The sequence below is a fragment of the Rhodoplanes sp. genome (assembly GCF_013377085.1).
Lineage (GTDB): Bacteria > Pseudomonadota > Alphaproteobacteria > Rhizobiales > Xanthobacteraceae > Rhodoplanes.
The window spans coordinates 350,198-365,652 of sequence record NZ_JACAAX010000001.1 but is presented as its reverse complement, the minus strand read 5'-3'; the positions used below and the strand labels follow the sequence as shown (position 1 = coordinate 365,652).

Annotated in this window: 17 protein-coding genes; 10 read left to right on the top strand and 7 right to left on the bottom strand. The window is 69.9% G+C overall.

Annotated elements, in window-relative coordinates; translation table 11 throughout:
- The first annotated feature begins 3 nt into the window (after nucleotides 1-3).
- The 4 genes from HXX10_RS01580 to HXX10_RS01565 are packed head-to-tail and all read left to right on the top strand — an operon-like array spanning nucleotide 4 to nucleotide 4,118.
- Complete coding sequence (locus HXX10_RS01580; protein ID WP_296519581.1) at nucleotides 4-1,098, top strand: GTP-binding protein; 1,095 nt, start codon at nucleotides 4-6, stop codon at nucleotides 1,096-1,098.
- A 36-nt stretch (nucleotides 1,099-1,134) separates the two neighbouring features.
- Nucleotides 1,135-2,517: a dihydroorotase family protein gene (locus HXX10_RS01575; RefSeq protein WP_296519580.1), complete on the top strand. Its 1,383-nt coding sequence runs from the start codon at nucleotides 1,135-1,137 to the stop codon at nucleotides 2,515-2,517.
- 30 nt (nucleotides 2,518-2,547) lie between these two features.
- A complete protein-coding gene (locus HXX10_RS01570) occupies nucleotides 2,548-3,330 on the top strand; it encodes an ABC transporter permease (protein ID WP_296519579.1) in 783 nt (260 codons plus the stop codon).
- Nucleotides 3,327-4,118, top strand: a complete 792-nt coding sequence (locus HXX10_RS01565) for an ABC transporter ATP-binding protein (RefSeq protein ID WP_296519578.1) — start codon at nucleotides 3,327-3,329, stop codon at nucleotides 4,116-4,118. Before HXX10_RS01570 ends, HXX10_RS01565 begins: the two co-directional genes overlap by 4 nt.
- A 197-nt stretch (nucleotides 4,119-4,315) precedes the next feature.
- On the opposite strand, the gene HXX10_RS01560 is transcribed toward HXX10_RS01565, so the two are convergent.
- Both HXX10_RS01560 and HXX10_RS01555 read right to left on the bottom strand, forming a co-directional pair.
- Nucleotides 4,316-4,681: a DUF805 domain-containing protein gene (locus HXX10_RS01560; protein ID WP_296519577.1), complete on the bottom strand. Its 366-nt coding sequence runs from the start codon at nucleotides 4,679-4,681 to the stop codon at nucleotides 4,316-4,318.
- 89 nt (nucleotides 4,682-4,770) lie between these two features.
- Nucleotides 4,771-5,514: a sulfite exporter TauE/SafE family protein gene (locus tag HXX10_RS01555; protein WP_296519699.1), complete on the bottom strand. Its 744-nt coding sequence runs from the start codon at nucleotides 5,512-5,514 to the stop codon at nucleotides 4,771-4,773.
- 77 nt (nucleotides 5,515-5,591) lie between these two features.
- Between HXX10_RS01555 and HXX10_RS01550 the strand changes: the two genes are divergently transcribed.
- Nucleotides 5,592-6,572: a LysR family transcriptional regulator gene (locus HXX10_RS01550; RefSeq protein ID WP_296519576.1), complete on the top strand. Its 981-nt coding sequence runs from the start codon at nucleotides 5,592-5,594 to the stop codon at nucleotides 6,570-6,572.
- Nucleotides 6,573-6,682: 110 nt separating this feature from the next.
- Here the strand turns inward: HXX10_RS01550 and HXX10_RS01545 are convergent, their stop codons facing one another.
- From HXX10_RS01545 to fliL, 4 genes are read right to left on the bottom strand one after another with little or no spacing between them, the layout of a single operon-like run.
- The gene (locus HXX10_RS01545) at nucleotides 6,683-7,513 is read right to left on the bottom strand and encodes a flagellar protein FlbB (protein ID WP_296519575.1); all 831 of its coding nucleotides are present in this window, start codon (nucleotides 7,511-7,513) and stop codon (nucleotides 6,683-6,685) included.
- Nucleotides 7,510-8,013 (bottom strand): DUF6468 domain-containing protein, encoded by a 504-nt coding sequence (locus HXX10_RS01540; protein WP_296519574.1) that lies wholly within the window; start codon nucleotides 8,011-8,013, stop codon nucleotides 7,510-7,512. Before HXX10_RS01540 ends, HXX10_RS01545 begins: the two co-directional genes overlap by 4 nt.
- Nucleotides 8,010-9,209 carry a flagellar motor switch protein FliM gene (gene fliM, locus HXX10_RS01535; RefSeq protein ID WP_296519573.1) on the bottom strand — a complete coding sequence of 400 codons (1,200 nt, stop codon included), beginning with the start codon at nucleotides 9,207-9,209 and terminating at the stop codon, nucleotides 8,010-8,012. Before fliM ends, HXX10_RS01540 begins: the two co-directional genes overlap by 4 nt.
- An 18-nt stretch (nucleotides 9,210-9,227) precedes the next feature.
- A complete protein-coding gene (gene fliL / locus HXX10_RS01530) occupies nucleotides 9,228-9,746 on the bottom strand; it encodes a flagellar basal body-associated protein FliL (RefSeq protein WP_296519572.1) in 519 nt (172 codons plus the stop codon).
- A gap of 347 nt (nucleotides 9,747-10,093) precedes the next feature.
- On the opposite strand from fliL, the gene flgF reads away from it, so the two are divergent.
- From flgF to HXX10_RS01505, 5 genes are all read left to right on the top strand, one after another.
- Nucleotides 10,094-10,864 (top strand): flagellar basal-body rod protein FlgF, encoded by a 771-nt coding sequence (flgF, locus tag HXX10_RS01525; RefSeq protein WP_296519571.1) that lies wholly within the window; start codon nucleotides 10,094-10,096, stop codon nucleotides 10,862-10,864.
- A 22-nt stretch (nucleotides 10,865-10,886) separates the two neighbouring features.
- A complete protein-coding gene (gene flgG, locus HXX10_RS01520; protein WP_296519570.1) occupies nucleotides 10,887-11,678 on the top strand; it encodes a flagellar basal-body rod protein FlgG in 792 nt (263 codons plus the stop codon).
- Nucleotides 11,679-11,689: 11 nt separating this feature from the next.
- Nucleotides 11,690-12,757 carry a flagellar basal body P-ring formation chaperone FlgA gene (flgA, locus tag HXX10_RS01515; protein WP_296519569.1) on the top strand — a complete coding sequence of 356 codons (1,068 nt, stop codon included), beginning with the start codon at nucleotides 11,690-11,692 and terminating at the stop codon, nucleotides 12,755-12,757.
- 6 nt (nucleotides 12,758-12,763) lie between these two features.
- Nucleotides 12,764-13,528, top strand: a complete 765-nt coding sequence (flgH, locus tag HXX10_RS01510; RefSeq protein ID WP_296519568.1) for a flagellar basal body L-ring protein FlgH — start codon at nucleotides 12,764-12,766, stop codon at nucleotides 13,526-13,528.
- 429 nt (nucleotides 13,529-13,957) lie between these two features.
- Nucleotides 13,958-14,920, top strand: coding sequence for an NAD-dependent epimerase/dehydratase family protein (locus HXX10_RS01505; protein ID WP_296519567.1), 963 nt, complete (start codon nucleotides 13,958-13,960; stop codon nucleotides 14,918-14,920).
- Here the strand turns inward: HXX10_RS01505 and HXX10_RS01500 are convergent.
- Nucleotides 14,917-15,429 (bottom strand): isoprenylcysteine carboxylmethyltransferase family protein, encoded by a 513-nt coding sequence (locus HXX10_RS01500; RefSeq protein WP_296519566.1) that lies wholly within the window; start codon nucleotides 15,427-15,429, stop codon nucleotides 14,917-14,919. The genes HXX10_RS01505 and HXX10_RS01500 overlap by 4 nt on opposite strands.
- Between the last annotated feature and the right edge of the window lie 26 nt (nucleotides 15,430-15,455).

Here is a 15,455-nt window from a genome sequence, read left to right as displayed (position 1 = left end):
CCGATGCCGGACCCGAAAGACGAGCGGCTGCCCGTCATGCTGCTGACCGGCTTCCTCGGCAGCGGCAAGACGACGCTGTTGAACGCCTGGCTGCGCACCACGGATCTGGCCGGCGCCGCCGTGATCGTCAACGAGTTCGGCGATGTCGGCATCGACCATGCGCTGATCGCGGCGAGCAGCGACAACACCATCGAGCTGTCGACCGGCTGCCTGTGCTGCACGGTGCGCGGCGATCTCGTCGACACGCTGCGCGAGCTGACCGAGAAGCGCAGCGCCGGCACGGTGCGGGCCTTCGACCGGGTGGTGATCGAGACCACCGGGCTCGCCGACCCCGCGCCCGTCATCCAGGCCCTGATGACCGTGCCGGTCGCCACCCGCTACAGGCTGACCCAGGTGGTCACCACGGTCGATGCCGTCAACGGCCTCGCCACCCTGTCGGCCCACCAGGAGGCGCTCAAGCAGGCGGCCGTCGCCGACGAGATCGTCGTCACCAAGACGGACCTGGCCGCGGACGGCGATGCGACCGCGCGGCTCGCGGCGCGCGTGAACGCGCTCAATCCCGGCGCCCGCCTGCACGTGTCGCGCCCCGACCGCATGCCGATGCCCTCCGAGCTCACGGCGGCCGACATCTACGATCCGGCGACCAAGAGCGCCGACGCGCTCGCCTGGCTCAATGCCGAGGCCTATGCGGACGAGGACGACGAGCACGACGAGCACGGGCATCACCACGGCGCCCACGGCCGTCATCACCACCACGACATCAACCGGCACGACGCCGAGATCGGCTCGTTCTGTCTCACCTACACGGAGCCGCTCGACTGGCAGCATGTCGCCGCCTGGCTCGACGCCTTGGTGATGGCGCACGGCGCCGACCTTCTGCGCGTCAAGGGCATCCTCGACATCGCCGGCGAGGCCCGCCCGGTGGTGCTGCAGGCCGTGCAGCACCTGTTCCATCCCCCCGCCGTGCTCCCCGCATGGCCCACCGCCGACCGCAAGTCCCAGATCGTCTTCATCACCCGCGGCCTCGGGCGCGCATTCGTGGCCGAGGTGCTCGACACGGTGCGCCAGCGCCGTCCCGCCCACACGCCCCTCCCCTAAAATCCCACCGAACTGACCCGAACCCGGGAGCTCTCCATGGACTGCGTCATCAAGAACGGCCTGCTGATCACGGCGAAGAACAAGGGCCGCACCTCCATCGGCATCAAGGACGGCCAGATCGCCGGCCTCTACGAGCCGGGCCAGGAGCCCGCCGCCGCCGAGACCATCGACGCCTCAGGCCTCGCCGTCATCCCGGGCGTGATCGACATGCACTCGCATCACCGCGAAGGCAGCGAGCCCGGCTTCGAGTACAAGGACACGATCTACACCTCGACGATGCAATGCGCGGCCGGCGGCGTCACCACCTCGGTCGCCATGCCGAACGTCACCCCGCCGCCCAACAGCCTCGACCTCCTGAAGAAGCAGTTCGCCATCTACGAGCGCGACGCCGTCGTCGACTGGAACTTCAACCCCGCCCCGACCATCGCCGAGGAAATGCCGCGCATGGCCGAGGAGGGCATCGCGGCGTTCAAGATCTTCATGGTGGTCGACACCGGCCGCTCGTACCCGCACATGCCGGGCATCGGCGTGCACGACCACGGCAAGATCCTGGAGATCATGCAGCACTGCGCCGAGGTCAATATTCCCTTGATGGTTCATCCGCACGACCAGGCCCTGATGGACGTCATCGAGAAGGATTTTTGGGAGCGCCAGGAGCGCGACGCGCTCGCCTACGCCAAGGCCTATGCGGCGCATGACGGCGTCATCTGGGAGACCGCCATCGCCACGCTCCTGCGCCTGCAGAAGGCCGCCGGCTGCCACCTTCACGTGCTGCACACCCAGACGGCCGGCAGCGTCGACCTGATCCGCCGCGCCAAGGCGGCCGGCCAGAAGGTCACCTGCGAGATCAATCCGTGGGCGTTGTTCCTCGGCTGCGACTGGGGCGCGATCCAGCGGCTCGGCTCCTACGCGCTGTCCTACTGGGTGCCGGAGAAGAACGTGCCGAGCCTGTGGGAAGGCCTTACCGACGGCACCATCGACATCGTCGCCACCGACCACGCCCCGCACACCCGCGAGGAGAAGGAGATCGGCTGGATCGACGGCTGGAAGGCGCACACCGGCACGCCGTCGACGCAGTTCTATGTCAGCATGTTCCTCACCGCCGCGCTGGAGGGCAAGTTCCCGATCGAGCGCGCCGTCGAGGCGATGTCGACGAAGCCGGCGAAGCTGTTCGGGCTGGAGCGCAAGGGCGACGTGATGCCGGGCTACGACGCCGATCTGGTGCTGGTCGATCTCGACAAGGAATACGAGATCAAGGACGCCGACGTGCTCAGCCTGACCGGCTGGTCGCCCTATGCGGGCCGCCGCTTCAAGGCGAAGCCGGTGCGCACCCTGGTGCGCGGCCGCACCGTCTATGTCGACGGCAAGGTGGTCGGCCAGAAGGGCTGGGGCAAGCAGGCCCGCGCCCGCTACCAGTAGGCGACCGGGGGACCGGGGGCGGGGGGCACAGTGCGACGGCTGTACGAATTCCTCGAGCAGGACACAAGGGCGGCCGGCTTCGCCCGGGTGGCGCTGTCGACCGTGCTGGTGCTGCTGATCTGGCAGGTGGTGTCCATGCTGGTCACCAACCGCCTGCTGCTGGTGCCGCCTGCCGAGGTCGCCGTCGCGCTCGCCGGCGAGGTCGAGCAGGGTGCGATGTGGACCAACGCTGTCGCCACCGTCACGGCGGTGGTCACCTCCTTCATGGTGTCGGTGGCGATCGGGGTCGCGGTCGGGCTGGCGCTGGCGTCGAGCCGCATGCTCTCGCTCACCGGCGGACCGGTGCTCAGCGCGCTGAACTCGGTGCCCATCATCGCGCTGGCGCCGCTGTTCATCGCCTGGCTCGGCCTCGGCTTCGCGTCGAAATTCGTGCTGGTCATCATGGTCGCGGTGTTTCCCGTGGTGGTGACCACCGAGGCGGGCCTGCGGGCGACCGACAAGCAGCTCGTCGAGGCGGCCCGCTCGTTCAACGCGACGCCGCTGCAGATCTTCTCGACCGTGACGTTCCCCTACGCGCTGCCCTTCATCGTCAGCGGCATCAGGGTGGCGTGGGCGCGCGCGCTGGTCGGCATCGTGGTCGCCGAGTTCTTCGGCTCGTTCGCCGGCTTCGGCTTCGCCATCCTGTCGGCGAGCCAAACCTTCGATACCGCCCGGGTGCTCGGCTACGTCATCGTGTTGGGCGCCATGGGGCTGGCCGGCAGCGTGCTGTTCGCCGCGCTGGAGCGGCACCTCGCGCCCTGGAGGCAGGAATGAGCAACGCCATCCGCCTGCGGGTCGAGGGAATCGGAAAGGTCTTCACCAGGCGCGACAAGCCCTCGGTCGAGGCGCTGCGCGGCATCGACATGACGGTCGCCGAGGGCGAGTTCGTCTCGATCGTCGGGGCGAGCGGCAGCGGCAAGTCGACGCTGCTGCGCATCGTCGACGGCCTGATCGCGCCTACTGGCGGCCGCGTCCTGGTCGACGGCCGCGAGGTCGACCGGCCGGGGCCCGACCGCGCCATGGTGTTCCAGCAGGATTCGCTGCTGCCGTGGAAGACCGTGGTGGAGAACGTCGCCTACGGGCTGACGCTGGCCGGCGTGGCCAAGGCCGACGCCCACCGGACGGCACAGCGATTCATCGATATCGCCGGCCTGCAGGGCTTCGAGCAGCACTACCCGCACCAGCTTTCGGGCGGCATGCGCCAGCGCGTCAACGTCGCCCGCGCGCTCGCCGTCGATCCGAAGATCCTGCTGCTCGACGAGCCTTTCGCGGCGCTCGACGCGCAGACCCGCGAGATCATGCAGACCGAGCTCCTGTCGATCTGGCAGGAGACCCGCAAGACCGTGCTGCTGATCACCCACCAGATCGACGAGGCCGTCTTCTTGTCCGACCGCGTGATCGTGTTCTCGGCCCGGCCCGGCACGATCCGCGAGGAGATCCCGGTCCCCCTGCCCCGCCCCCGCAGCCTGCACCTGAAGCGCAGCCCGGAGTTCGTCGCTCTGGTCGACCGCATCTGGACGCTGATCGAGGAAGAGGTCCGCGCCGGGCTGAAGCAGGGGTAGCGGCGATCACGAGGTCACCTCCGTCATTCCGGGGCGCGGGCTGAAAGCCCGCGAGCCCGGAATCCATACCCCCGGTGCCGATTGCTTATTAATACAGGGGTTATGGGTTCCGGGCTCGGCGCTTCGCGCCGCCCCGGAACGACCGAGGAACTTTCGCAAACGCCGTTCCGCGGTTCAGGGTGAGGGCGGAGATACGATCACATCCGCTCCAGCGGATCGGGGCCGAAGCGGTTCGGGCCCGGCGTGCCGCGCTGACAGGCGAAAACCAGCAGCACCAGCGCGCCGATGACGGTGATCACCAGCAGCATCCACCAGCCGGTGCGGTCGATGTCGTGCAGGCGGCGGATGCCGACCGCAAGGCCGGGCAGGAACAGCGCCAGCGAGGCGAGCGCATTGGTCGGAGAGACGCCTCCGGTGCCGAACAGGACGGCATCGATGATCCCGGTCGCGATGCTGACCAGGATCACGAACAGAACCCAGAACCAGTACTCCGACCGCGGGGCGCGGCCTTGAAAACCGACATAGTTGCGAAACCCGGACGCGATTGCTTCGCCGAAATTCATGGGCTGCTCCGTTCGTTGATCAAGCCCGAGAAAAAGCACGGCACGCGTGTTCTCGGCAATCGTTTTCTACCCGCCGCCCAGCCGGCTTTTCAGGCGAGCCCGCGCAGCAGCGCGTAGCCGCCGAGCACCAGCAGGCCGGCGAAGAACACGGTGCGGAACGTCGCCTCGCTCACCCGCGCGCGAAGAAGCTGGCCGAGCCCCATGCCGGCCGCGGCGGGCAGCAGCGCGGCGAGCGACGCGCCGGCGAGGGCGAAGTCGAGGATCTGCGCCTGCAGGAGGCCGGCGCCGAGCGCCACGGTCGACACCGTGAAGGACAGGCCGAGCGCCTGCACGAGGTCGTCCTTGTCGAGCCCGAGCGCCTGCAGATACGGCACGGCCGGCAGCACGAAGACGCCGGTCGCCGCCGTCACCAGGCCGGTCAGGACGCCGACCAGCGGCCCGAGCCAGGTTTCGCGCGCAGCCGTCGGCCTCGGCAGCCGGACCTTGGCGAGCCCGACGACGCCGTAGGCCGCGAGCGCCGCCCCGAGCAGCGCCGCTGCGCCCGGTCCGGCCAGGCCGAACAGCCGCGAGCCGGCGAGCGTGCCGAAGACGACGCCGAGCAGCATCGGCCACAGCCGGCGCAGCAACGGCGCCAGCGCGGGCCCCGACAGCATCTGCCAGGCATTGGTGACGAACGACGGCACCACCAGCACGGCGGCGGCGATCGCCGGCGACACGGCGAGGCCGAGCAGCCCCATGGCGACGGTCGGCAGGCCGAGCCCGATGGTGCCCTTCACCAGGCCGGCGAGCAGGAAGGTGGCGGCGCCGATCGCGAGAGTCCCGAGATGATCCATGGCCCGAGCTTGATCGAGACGCGCCGGCGCGACAATGTGGAAGGCGCCGAGCGAGCCTTCGGTCCGGCCGAAGGCTGATGCCACGCCTTTCACCGCAGGGCCTGCAGGACCGGAGCCAAAAATTGTCGCTCGACCTCACCGACCTGCGCCTGTTCATTGCCGTCGCCGAGCGCGGCAGCATCACCAGGGGCGCCGACGAGGTCCATCTGGCGCTCGCCTCGGCGAGCGCGCGGGTGCGTGCGCTGGAGGCGACGCTCGGCGTCGCGCTCCTGGAGCGCGGCCGACGCGGCGTGCGGCCGACCGCCGCCGGCGAGGCCTTGCTGCATCATGCCCGCCGCGTGCTCGCCGACGTCGCGGCATTGCGCGGGGAACTCGACGCCCATGCGCGCGGCCTCAAGGGGCGTGTCCGCCTGGTCAGCAACACGGTGGCGCTGGCGGAGTTCCTGCCGGCCGTGCTGGCGGGCTGGCTCGCGGCCCATCCGGCCATCGACCTCGACGTCGAGGAGCGGCCGAGCGACGACATCGTCCGCGACGTGATGGCGGGGCGCGCCGACATCGGCATCGCGGCCGACAGCGTCGATCTCGGGGCGCTGGAACGCTTTCCCTTCGCGGTCGACCGGCTGGTGCTGGTGGTGCCGCGCCGGCACCGGCTGGCGCGCAAAAGACGCATCGGCTTCGTCGAGGCCGCGGCCGAGCCGTTCGTCGGGCTCGCCGGCGACAGCGCGCTGCAGCGCCATCTCGCCGGCCACGCGGCCCGCGCCGGCCGGCCGCTGGCACTGCGCGTCGCCGTGCAGGGCTTCGACGCAGTGTGCCGGATGGTCGAGGCCGGCATCGGCGTCGCCGTGGTGCCGGCCGCCGCCGCAGCGCGCTGCCGCCGCAGCATGGCGATCGTACCGGTCGCCCTCGCGGATCGCTGGAGCGAGCGCCGCCTGATGATCGGCATGCGCCGGCTAGACGGCCTCGCCCCACCGGCACGCGCGCTGGTCGCGCATTTGCGGGCGAATGCCGACAGCGCGTCATTCCGGGGCGCTGCGAAGCAGCGAGCCCGGAATCCATAGCCCCTGTCTCGATGAGCAATCAGCACAGGGCGCATGGATTGCGGGTCCGGCGCTCCGCGCCGTCCCGGAATGACCACCGAGTGATCAGCCGGATACGGCATCACTCGACGCTACTGCGTCTTGGTGCGGCCTTCGATCTTGGGGAGCTCGCTGGGCAGCGGCGTGCGCACCGAGGCGGTGGCGCGATTGGCGAGCTCGACCGTGAGCTTCTCGGCCGCCTCCGGCGTCATCAGAGCGAGGACGTCGGACAGCCGGCGCGGATTCATCTGGGTCGAGACGTCGAGCAGCACCCGCATCTCCAGCCGGTCGAAGATCTTGGCGGCGTCCTTGGCCCGCATGTTCTCGTACATGGTGACGAGGCCCTTGAGGCGCTGCGTCTCCACCTCCTCCTTCTGCTGGGTCGCCGCCTTGATGCGCTCCTCGGTGTCCTTCAGCTCCTGCATGCGCATCTCGAGCTGCTTCTCGGCGGAGCGCAGCAGGCTCTCGCGCACCTCGAGCTCGCGGGCCCGCGCCTCCAGCTCCTGGCGGCGCTCCTGCAGCCGTTCCAGCAAGGCGCGCTCGCCCGGCGGGATGGTGGCCGGCTGGATCGGCACAAGGGTGCCGCCGGGGCTGGGCTCGGGATTGGCCGGGCCGGGCTTTTTCGCTTCCTCCTTCGGCTTGGGGGGAGCCGAAGACCCGGTCACCTCGGGCACCGAGCCGGTGATGTCGGGGAAGTTGAACATCTGCTTCGCCCACGAGCCGCGGCCGCCCGCCGCCGGATCGGAGCGCAGGGTTCCGGTGCGGTCGACGATGCCGACCGGGACGCGCGGCCCCACCGGCGCCTCGAACCCGCCGGTCGGAATGCCGCCGTCGACCACGAATCCCAGCACCTTCAAGGCGAGCAGGCAGACGGCCGCGAACAGCACGACCGGGATCAGTCGCAGCTCGCGGATCAGGCTCATGCGGCGAGACCTCTGGAGCGCGCACGCGTCCGCTGCGCGAAGGCCTGGGCGGCGGCGAGCACGGCCCTGGTGTCGGGCGAGGCGACCGCCAGATCGGACGTCTCGGCGACGACGATGGGCGCCGGCGCCGGCGCGGGTGTGGGTGTGGGCACGGGCGCGGGTGTTGGCGCAGGCCGCGAGGCGGCGACGATCTGAGCGAGCCGGTCGAGCACCGTGGTTCCGGCCTCGATCTGCTGGGAGATGTCGGCGGCGAAGCGCTCGGCGGTGCGCAGCCGCTCGCCGATGTTCTGGTCGACGTCGCGCACCGTCACCTTGAGGCCGGCGATCGCCCGCTCGGCGATCTCGGTCGCCGTGATCAGCTCGCCGATGGTGGCCTTGAGCGCATGCTCGTCGGCCTTGAGTCGGCGCAGCTTGGAGTTGAGCACGACGCAGTAGACGATGGTCAGCAGCAGCAGGACCGCGACCAGACCCTCGATGGCGAATCCGATCCAGTGTGTCACGTCGACGCCTCCAAGCGTTTCGAGGATTCCCCGGCCGACTCGAACATGGCGAAGGTGGTTTTCGGCCGCCGCAGCGGCTTGGCGACCCGCACGGCGACGCGGTCGCCGACCCGGCCCATGCGGGCCTCCGTCAAGGTGACGTTGCCGCAGCGGATCGAGACCAGCGCCTCCGGCTTGAGGTCGAGCGGCAGCGTGTCGCCGACGTCGAGCTCCATCAGCTTGCGCAGCGGGATGAACGCCTCGTACAGCACGGCGTCGACGGAGATCTCGGCCTGGCCGATCTCGGTCGCCAGATGGCCTTCCCAGATCGGATCGCGACCGAGCTTGTCGCCCATGAACATCTGCAGCAGGACGTCCCGGATCGGCTCGATGGTCGCATAGGGCAGCAGCAGCTCGACGGTGCCGCCGCGGTCCTCCATGTCGATGCGCAGGCGCACCAGGATGGCGGCGTTGGCGGGCCGCGAGATCGCCGCGAAGCGCGGATTGGTCTCGAAGCGGTCGATGTTGAACTTGACCGGCGACAGCGGCTTGAAGGCGAGCTCGGCGTCGGCCAGGACCACCTCGATCATGCGCTTGACGAGGTCGGTCTCGATGGTCGTGTAGGGCCGCCCCTCGACCCGGACGGAGGTCTGGCCGCGACGGCCGCCGAGCAGCACGTCGATCATCGAGTAGATCAGGCCCGACGACACCGTGAAGAGCCCGAAGTTCTCCCACTCCTCCGCCTTGAACACGGCCAGGATGGCCGGCAGCGGGATCGAGTTGAGATAGTCGCCGAAGCGAACCGAGGTGATCTGGTCGAGCGACACCTCGACGTTGTCGGAGGTGAAGTTGCGCAAGGACGTCGTCATCAGCCGGACCAACCGGTCGAAGACGATCTCCAGCATCGGCAGGCGCTCGTAGGAGACCATCGCCGAGTCGATGATCGCCCGAATGCCGGAGTTGTCGGTCAGCGTCAGGTCGGCGACGCTGAAGCCGAGCAGCGCGTCGATCTCCTCCTGGCCGAGCGTACGCTCGGCACTCGCCTTGCCGGAGCCGCCCTCGTTGGTCTCGTCGATGATGGCCGACCATTGGGCGGCCAACTGCTCGTCGACCTCACCTTCCTTGCTCTGGTTCCCCTCGCCCGGCGTCTCGTTCTCGAGCGCGAGGCCCCATTGTGCGGCCAGGGCGTCTTGGTCGACGGTCACATCAGGTGGCATGGCGCGGGCCCCGGCTCGTCACTGGACGACGATTTCCTTGAACAGGACCGCGTTGACGCGGTTGGGCGCGATCGAGGCGTTGACCCGGCGGGTCAGCTCCTCCTTGAGCCGGTAGAGGCCGGCCGAGCCGTCGAGATCGGTCGGCCGCAGCTCGCGCAGATAGGTCTGGAACATGTCGAGCAGGCGCGGCATCAGCGGCGTGAGCTGCTCCTTGAGCTTCGCGTCGGAGAGCTCGAGCACCACCTTCACCTTGAGATACTGGGTGCGCTCGTTGTTGGCGCTCGACAGGTTCACCAGCACGTCGGGCACGTCGAAGAACACGGCGGGCTTGACGACCGGCGCCGCGGGCGCGTGATCGCCGTGATCGCCGCCCCCGGCCAGGAACTTGTAGGCGCCGAAGCCGCCGCCGCCGAGCACCAGCAGCCCGCCGGCCGCCATCGCGATCAGCTTGATCGGGAGCTTGCCCTTCGCAGGCTTCTCGCCGTCTTCGGGGGCCGTCGCATCGGCCTCCTCGGATTTCTTGCCCTTGTCCGCCATCGCACTGCCCCTGACCGCCTCGCGCTCGCGACGTGACCGCCTCGCGCGGGAATCGGTCACGGGGGCGCGGTTCCGGCCGCGAGATCACACTAGGGGCCAAATGGTTAACGGAAACTTTCCGAGGCCTCTTCGGCACGGCACAATTTGCCGGGTGGACGTCCCTGCGGGCGCATCTTGCCGGCCGGCAACCCAGCCTTAACCAACGAAATCACTGAATTTCCGAGGTTTTTCGCGTTGGCACGACGGCTGCTTCGGGAAGGCCGGAGCGTCGGTTTGGGAGAGCCGCCGCGACGGATGCCGGAGCGCCGCTTGGGAGAGCATCGCGCCGGTCGAGGGGAGAGAGATCGATGGCGAACGCAGCTCTCGTCGGGCTGTCGGCCCAGATGGCGTTGCAGCGCGACCTCGACGTGGTCGCCAACAACATCGCCAACAGCAACACCAGCGGCTTCAAGGCCGACCGTGGGCTGTTCCAGGAGTATCTGTCGCCGACCGCACGTGAGAACCGGTTCGGCAGCGGCGACCGCCCCATCCGGTTCGTCCAGGACGGCATGGCCTGGCACGACCTCGCCCAGGGCTCGATCCAGCAGACCGGCAATCCCCTCGACGTCGCCATCGACGGCCGCAACGCCTTCCTGGTGGTGCAGACCCCGAACGGCGAGCGCTACACGCGCGCCGGCGCCCTGCAGATCAATACCCGCGGCCAGCTCGTCACCATGGACGGCTCGCCGGTGATGGGCGAGGCCGGCCCGATCGTCTTCCAGCCGCTCGACCGCAACATCTCGATCACGCCGGACGGCCGGGTCAGCGTCCTCGAAGGCGCCGACAACAAGATCAGCTCGCAGCGCGGCCGCTTCCGGCTGGTCACCTTCGCCAACCTCCAGCAGCTCCAGAAGGACGGCGCCAACAACTTCGCCGCCCCGGCGGGCGGCGCCCAGCCGGCCGGCTTCCCGGTCAAGCTGGTGCAGGGCGCGATCGAGAAGTCGAACGTCAACAGCGTGATGGAGATCACCCGGTTGATGGAGATCACGCGGACCTACACCAACGTCGCCAACCTGCTTCAGCAACACAACGACATGCGCAAATCGGCGATCGAACGTCTCGCCGACGTCCCGACCTGAGCGGCCCTGAGGAGACCACGCCATGCGAGCCCTTCACACTGCCGCCACCGGCATGATGGCCCAGGAGCTGAACGTCCAGGTCATCTCCAACAATATCGCGAACATGCGCACCACCGGCTACAAGCGGCAGCGCGCAGAGTTCCAGGATCTTCTCTACGAGCACGTGCGGCGCGTCGGCACCCAGACGTCCGACCAGGGCAACATCCTGCCCGTCGGCGTCGATATCGGCTCCGGCGTCAAGACGGTCGGCACGCCCCGGATCATGACCCAGGGCACGCCGCTGTCGACCGGGCGCGATCTCGACGTCGCCATCCGGGGCGAAGGCTTCTTCAAGATCCAGCTCCCGGACGGCACCTACGCCTATACGCGCGACGGCTCGTTCGAGAAGGACAACCAGGGCCGCATCGTCACGGCACAGGGCTACCTGGTGCAGCCCGGCCTCACCATCCCGACCAACGCGACCTCGATCACCATCAACTCGCAGGGCCAGGTCTCGGTGACGATCCCGGGAACCACCACGGCGCAGGTGCTCGGCCAGATCACTCTGACGCGGTTCATCAACAAGGCCGGCCTGCAGCCGGTCGGCGACAACCTGTTCGTCGAGACGACCGCCTCCGGCACGCCCACCGACGGCACCGCCACGGTGGACGGCCTCGGCGACTTGCTTCAGCAGAATCTCGAGCAGGCCAATGTCGAGGCCGTGACCGAGATCTCCGATCTGATCGCCGCACAGCGCGCCTACGAGATGAACGCCAAGGTGATCTCGGCGACCGACACGATGCTGCAGACCAGCACCAACATGCTGCGCTCGTGAGGAGACTGACCATGACACGCCGCAGCCTCGTCGCCGCCGCCGCTCTCACGGGCCTCGCCGCCGCACTCGCCGGCCCGCTCGTCCCGTCGACCGGGACCGCCGCCGAGAACGGCACGACTCAGGCGGTCGCCATCCCGGTGCTCAAGCGCAGCGTCGTGATCAGCGACCCGCTGGTGCGGATCGGCGACCTCGTCGAGCATGCCGGATCGCTCGCCACCATCCCGGTGTTCCGGGCTCCGGACGTCGGAACCACGGGAAACGTCTCGACCGCGCAGGTGATGGAAGCCCTGCGGCCCTACCGGCTGTTCCGGGTCGATGTCGGCGACATCGCCGCCGTCGAGGTGACCCGGGCCGGCCGGATCGTGACGGCGGCGGAGATCCAGTCGCGTATCGTGCAGGCCTTTGCGGGCCAGTACGGCCTGGGCGATGCCGCCAACCTGACGCTCATGGTCGAACGCGACATCCGCTCCTTCGCCGTGGAGGCGACGGCGAGCGGCGACCTGGTGATCGCGCGGTCGAGCTACGATCCCCGCAGCACCCGCTTCGACATCACCTTCGAGGTGCCGGGCAGCCTGGCGGCGCGACGCGTGCCGCTGCGGTTCACGGGCACGTTGGTCGAGATGGTGGAGGCGGTGGTCACGACACGCTCGATGCAGCGCGGCGACGTCATCAAGGGCACCGACGTGATGATCGAGCGGCGGCCCAAGGCCGAGCTGCCGACCGACGCCGCCCCGGCCAGCGAGCGGGTCGCCGGCTTCGCGGCCAGGCAGGCCCTGCGCGCCGGGCAGCCGGTCCGCCGCAACGACCTGATGAAGCCCGACCTGATCCGCCGCGACGAGACCGTGACGCTGATCTACGAGGCGCCCGGCCTGCTGCTCACCACCCGCGGCAAGGCGCTCGAGGCCGGTGCCGAGGGCGACATGGTGACGGCCGTCAACCTGCAATCCAAGCGGACCGTGCAAGGCGTCGTGACCGGCGCCGGCCAGATCACTTTGGTCACGACGACGTCGCGCTTGGTCGCCGCCGCATCCCTGGAGACGTCCGACCCGGCGCCTGTCGCGCCGAAGCCCGGCGAGTGAGGACATATGCGTAAGATCAAGACGAAACCCGGCCTTCCGCGCCACGCTGCGACGGCCGCGGCCCTGCTCGCCGCAGCGCTGGCGGGCGGATGCTCGGCGATCGACCGGCTCGCCAATGTGGGCGAGCAGCCGGCGCTGCGCGCGATCGAGAACCCGACGGCCCAGCCGGGCTACAAGCCGGTGCAGATGCCGATGCCGGCGCCGCAGCCGGCCGTCTACAACCCCAACTCGCTGTGGCGGAACGGATCGCGCGCCTTCTTCAAGGACCAGCGCGCCCACCAGGTCGGCGACATCCTGACCGTCACGGTGAAGATCACCGACAAGGCGAAATACGAGAACGAGACCAGCCGCAGCCGCACCAATGCCGAGAACTCCGGCGTCACCGACTTCATCGGCACCAAGACCTTCAACACCGCCGTGGCCCCGCTGCCGGGCCGCATCCTGACCGCCGATTCGTCGGGATCGAGCGACGGCAAGGGCACCATCGACCGCAAGGAGGAGCTGTCCACCACGGTCGCCGCGGTGGTCACCCAGGTGCTCCCCAACGGCAATCTGGTCGTCGAGGGGCGCCAGGAGATCCGCGTCAACTTCGAGATTCGCGAGCTGATCGTGGCCGGCATCGTCCGCCCGGAGGACATCCAGAGCGACAACACCATCGATTCGACCAAGATCGCCGAGACCCGCATCGCCTATGGCGGCCGCGGCCAGATCACCGACGTGCAGCAGCCGCGCTACGGCCAGCAGCTCCTCGACGTGATCCTGCCGTTCTAGCCGTTCTCCGGCCCGCCTCGCCCTCTCCACCCTGCCGCTCCCACGGCAGCCGAGCTCCCCGCCGTTCCCGCCCGGAACGGCGTCTGACGCGGCCTCCGGCCTCTCCCCGCCGGGGGCCGCGTCCTCCCTCGGTGGGCCTCGCGGGACTGCAAACAGGACGGGCAAATCAACCGGATCTGCTACCGGCCTGCTGCGCGTTGTGATTAACTCGCAACATCGCGGCGCGAGAGTCTCGCCGGCCGAAGCAAAGCAACCGCGCGCGCCGATGTGTCGAACGGCCAGTCGCGCCGGTAGGATCGTCATGGGTGCTCAGGTGGCGGGTACGGGGCGACTGGCAGGATCGGGCGGTCCGGTCCGGCCCGGGATGCTTGCGGCCGCGGACATGTCGGCGCCACCGGCCTCGACGGGCGCACCGGGGCGAGACCCGCCGTGACGCGACGCGTCCTCGTCACCGGAGCCACAGGCTTTGTCGGCCGCGCGCTGGTCCCAGCGCTGGCGGCGACCGGGCGGCTGGTGCGGGCGGCAGCCCGCACGCCGGCGAGCATCCGGGGCGGCGACCGCATCGAGCCCGCGCCCCTGCCCGACCTCGCCGACCATGTCGACTGGGCCCCGCTGCTCGCCGGCGTCGACGAGGTCGTCCACCTCGCCGGCATGGCCCATCGCAGCGGCGTCGAGGACGCCGGCTACGACCGGGTGATCCGCGGCGCGACCGGCGAGCTCGCCCGTGCCTGCATGGGCCGACCGATCCAGCGCTTCGTCTTCGTCTCGTCGATCGGCGCCCAGGCCGGCGCCTCGGCGACCCATGCCGTCAGCGAAGCCGACGAGCCGCACCCGGTGACGGCCTATGACCGGGCCAAGCTCGCCGCCGAGGCGGAGCTGCGCGCCACCCGCATCCCCTTCACGATCCTGCGGCCGGCGCTCGTCTACGGCCCGCACGTCAAGGGCAACATGGCGCTGCTGATGCGGATCTCGGCATCGCCCTGGCCGTTGCCGGCCGCCGCCTTCTCCAACCGCCGCTCGCTGCTCGCCCTCGACAATCTGGTCGATGCGCTGGTGTTCTGCCTCGACAACCCGGCGACGCTGGGCGAGACCTATGTGGTCGCCGATCCCGATCCGATCACGCTCGCCGAGATGATCACGATCCTGCGCGAGGCGGCCGGCCGCCCGGCCCCGGGGAGCCCGGCGCCGCCCGCCCCGTTCGAGATCCTGCTGCGCACCAACGAGCGCAGCGTGCTGTGGGACCGTATCGGCGGCGAGCTGGTGGTCGATCCCGGCAAGCTGCTCGCCACCGGCTGGCGGCCGCCGGTCGAGACCCGCGGCGGCCTGCGCGCCACCGTGCGGGCGAGCGCCGCCGAGGCGGCTGCCGTCAGCGCCGCCGGGCGCAAGCTTTAAGGGCGGGTGCTCGAGCCGCCCCGCCGCGGCGGCCAACCGTAGCGCGGCACTTGCGCCTTGAAGCGCCGGTAGTCGTCGCCGAACTTGGCCTCGAGGTAACGTTCCTCGCGCAGCACCACGCCGTGATGGAGGAGAAGGCTGGCCGGCACCAGCAGCGCGAGCAGCCATACCGAGGCGAAGCCGACCGCGACGGCGAGCATCAGCAGGCCGAGCCCGACATACATCGGGTTGCGCAGGTGGCGGTAGAGGCCGTCCGTCACCAGAGCGGAGGCGGGCCGCCACGGCAGCGGATCGGTGCCGGCCTCGGCGAAGCGGCGCTCGCCCGCGACTGCCAGCGCGCCGCCGGCGAGCGCCAATACGGCGGCGATCGCCAGGCGAAGGCCGAGGCCGAGCCAGTCCGATACCCCGCTCGGCCACAGCCACTCGAGGAGCAAGGCCAGCGCCAGCGTCGCGGCCGCGATCACGGGCGGCGGCGCGATCACGCCGGCCCTGTCATTTGCCTCCACCATATTGCCTCGCTGCCGGGCATCCGCCG